The following is a 3476-nucleotide window of genomic DNA, read 5'->3' on the forward strand; positions in this document are numbered from 1 at the left end:
ATTCACCATAGATCTCACGGAGCGTCTGGCCCCACTCACCCGTCGTGACGCCGGCTTTGGCGCATGCAATCGAGGGTTCCATAACGTTGCGGTTTTCACGGGCAGCGGCGGCGAGGTCTTCGAGAGCGCTTGCGACAGCGGCCTGGTCGCGGGATTGGCGCCACGCCTTGAGTGCTTCAATCTGTTGAGCTTCAACGGCTTCGTCGACGGTCTGGATGGCTTCCGCGCCGCCGGAGAGGGGAGAAGGCTCTGTCTCGGTGAAGGCATTGACGCCGACAACGGTCTGGGTTCCGGATTCGATGTCGCGGAGGCGCGCGGTGTTGGATTCGACCAGGTTGCGCTTCATGTAATCGATGGCTGCGACGGCGCCGCCGAGTTTGTCGATGGCTGCGAGTTCGGCGCGGGCCTGTTCCTTGAGTTCTGCAACCTTGCGGTCAATCTGCTTCGAGCCGTCGAATATGTCGCCGTATTCAAGGAGATCGGTTTCATAGGCCAGGATCTGCTGCATCCTCAGCGACCACTGCTGATCCCATGGACGCGGCAGACCGAGGGCCTCGTTCCAGGCGGGGAGCTGGACAGCACGGGCGCGAGCGCGCTTCGAGAGTGTAACGGCGAGCATCTCGATCAGGATGCGATAGACGTTGTTTTCGGGTTGCTGCTCGGTGAGACCCAGCGAATTGACCTGGACGCCGTAGCGGAAGCGGCGCAGGCGGTCCTCGGTGATGCCGTAACGCTCAGCCGTAATCTCGTCCCAGAGTTCGGTAAACGCCCGCATCTTGCAGATTTCGGTGACGAATCTCAGGCCGGCGTTGACGAAGAAGGAGACGCGGCCGACGACGAGGCCAAAATCTTCCTCCGGCACTTCGCCTGAAGCGCGGACGGTGTCGAGGACGGCGATGGCGGTGGCAAGGGCGTAGGACAGCTCCTGGACCGGCGTCGCGCCGGCTTCCTGGAGATGGTAGGAGCAGACGTTCGTCGGGTTCCACTTCGGCACCGCCTTATAGGAGAAGGCGATGGTGTCCTTGATCAGCTTGAGAGAGGGCTCGGGCGGGAAGACGTAGGTGCCGCGGGAGAGATACTCCTTGATGATGTCATTCTGGATCGTGCCGGTGAGCTTGTTGCGATCGGCGCCGGTTTCGTCAGCCAAGGCGACATAGAGGGCGAACAACCATGCGGCGGTGGCGTTGATCGTCATCGACGTGTTCATCTCGTCGAGCGGGATGCCGCCGAGCAATGTACGCATGTCGCCCAAGTGCGAGATGGGCACGCCGACCTTGCCAACCTCCCCCTTGGCCAGCGTGTGATCGCTGTCGTAGCCGGTCTGGGTTGGCAGATCGAAGGCGATCGAAAGGCCGGTCTGGCCCTTAGTGAGGTTCTGGCGGTAGAGCTCGTTCGATTTTTCGGCGGTGGAGTGGCCGGCGTAAGTGCGTATGATCCACGGGCGATCACGGCCCGCGTGTTCGACAGGCGACGATTTTTTCGACAACTTTTCCGCCATCCCGGGGCTCCGCCAATTTGTTCGCAGGTGCAAGATAAATGCACCATAGACCGAAGCCGACGGACCGTGGAATTAGAATTTTGGTTGTAGACGTGATGCTATGCGCAACAGATTCCGGCGGGCTGCCGTTAGTGGCGATCGCTGAGATGCGCGTACATGCGAAAGAGCAAAAGTGCGAAGGCCGCGAGCAGGATAAAGCCTGAGCTGACAGCGATGGCGGTATTGGAAGCCTTGTCCGGCGAGATATAAATATTGTGGGCAACGAAAGTGGCATGCGCGAACATGCCGGCGAAAAGTAGCGATGGAATAGAGGCTATCGTCGTGTATATGCCAACTTTGAGTATATGATTGACCAACAGTGCTGCCGATAACGACATGAACAGAATCAGCGCGAACGTGGCCGCCGGCATGCTCTGCACTGTTTGCAAAATTAGGTCGAACTTCACGGAAGTCGCTCCGTCGACTGCGAACGCCGTTCGGATGGCCGGCACATCACCTAGAGTCGCAAAAACTCGTTAAGCGAGCGTTGACAGAGTTTTCGTAGCCGGTACACAATTCCATTGTGCAGCGCATTATGCAATTTTATGAATGTGTTTACGTTTGAATGCTGATGACGGGGCCTTTGTGGCCACATATCTGGCCAGGGTGGCACAGAGAGCCAGGTACTTAACAACAGCGGGACGCTTCCGGATGAAGTTTTCGGGAGAATCGGGAGATTAAATTGGTCGACAACACTGGAATTCAGTCATCCGCTCAGCAGATGCAAGGCGGCCCGAGCGGTGGGACTGCGGTCAAGAACCTCTATGAGATCGGTGAGATACCGCCGCTCGGTCATGTGCCCAAGGAGATGTATGCGTGGACGATCCGTGCCGACAGGCATGGGCCACCGGAGACCGCGATGGAAGTCGAGGTGCTGCCAACGTGGGAGCTCGATAGCCATGATGTCCTGGTGTTCGTGATGGCGGCCGGGGTCAACTACAATGGGGTATGGGCCTCGCTCGGCACGCCGATCTCGCCGATCAATGACGTGCACAAGAATCCCTATCATGTGGCTGGTTCCGATGCGTCGGGGATTGTTTGGGCGGTCGGCTCCAAGGTGAAGCGGTGGAAAGTCGGCGACGAAGTCGTCGTTCACTGCAACCAGGACGATGGCGACGACGAAGAGTGCAACGGCGGCGATCCGATGTTCTCGACGTCGCAGCGGATCTGGGGGTATGAAACGCCGGATGGGTCTTTCTCGCAGTTTTGCCGGGTGCAGGATCGCCAGCTGATGGAGCGGCCGCAGCATCTCACTTGGGAAGAGAGTGCCTGCTATACGCTGACGCTTGCCACGGCCTACCGGATGCTGTTCGGGCACCGGCCGCACACGCTGAAGCCGGCGCAGAACGTCCTCGGTTGGGGGGCTTCTGGCGGGCTTGGATCGTTCGCCGTGCAACTCTGCGCCACGGCAGGGGCCAATGCGATCGCGATTATCTCGGAAGATGATAAGGCCGATTTTGTGCGCCAACTGGGCGCCAAGGGCGTGATCAACCGAAAGAACTTCAACTGCTGGGGGCAGCTGCCCGAGGTCAATACACCGGAATACGGTGATTGGATGAAGGAGATGCGCAAGTTCGGCAAGGCGATCTGGGACATCACCGGCAAGGGCGTGAACCCGGATATCGTGTTCGAACATCCGGGTGAAGCGACGTTCCCGGTTTCCGTGCAAGTCGTGAAGCGCGGCGGGATGGTTGTCATCTGTGCCGGGACGACGGGCTACAATCTGACGATGGATGCGCGCTATTTGTGGATGCACCAAAAGCGTGTTCAGGGTTCTCACTTCGCGAACCTGATGCAGGCAACGCAGGCCAACAAGCTGGTTGTCGACCGGCGGATCGACCCCTGCATGTCGGAAGTGTTTACCTGGAATCAGATCCCCTAGGCACACATGCGGATGTGGAACAACGAGCACCGTCCCGGGAATATGGCGGTTCTGGTG

The 3476-nt window shown here is 59.1% G+C and carries 3 protein-coding genes; 1 reads left to right on the top strand and 2 read right to left on the bottom strand.

Annotated elements, in window-relative coordinates; genetic code table 11:
• Both WBQ77_RS12255 and WBQ77_RS12260 read right to left on the bottom strand, forming a co-directional pair.
• On the bottom strand, nt 1–1498 hold a 1498-nt coding region (locus WBQ77_RS12255; RefSeq protein ID WP_424060468.1), incomplete at its 3' end, for a methylmalonyl-CoA mutase family protein.
• A gap of 128 nt (nt 1499–1626) precedes the next feature.
• On the bottom strand, nt 1627–1944 hold the full coding sequence (locus WBQ77_RS12260; RefSeq protein WP_424042745.1) for a hypothetical protein: 318 nt from the start codon (nt 1942–1944) through the stop codon (nt 1627–1629).
• A 314-nt stretch (nt 1945–2258) separates the two neighbouring features.
• Here WBQ77_RS12260 and ccrA point away from each other — a divergent pair, with 314 nt between their 5' ends.
• The gene (ccrA, locus tag WBQ77_RS12265) at nt 2259–3419 is read left to right on the top strand and encodes a crotonyl-CoA carboxylase/reductase (protein WP_424060469.1); all 1161 of its coding nucleotides are present in this window, start codon (nt 2259–2261) and stop codon (nt 3417–3419) included.
• Nucleotides 3420–3476 lie beyond the last annotated feature (57 nt).

This window comes from Methyloceanibacter sp. (assembly GCF_049590335.1).
GTDB lineage: Bacteria > Pseudomonadota > Alphaproteobacteria > Rhizobiales > Methyloligellaceae > Methyloceanibacter.

Coding starts and splice junctions, on each gene's coding strand:
- ccrA (WP_424060469.1), top strand. CDS start 2,259: ATGCAAGGCGGCCCGAGCGGTGGGACTGCGGTCAAGAACCTCTATGAG.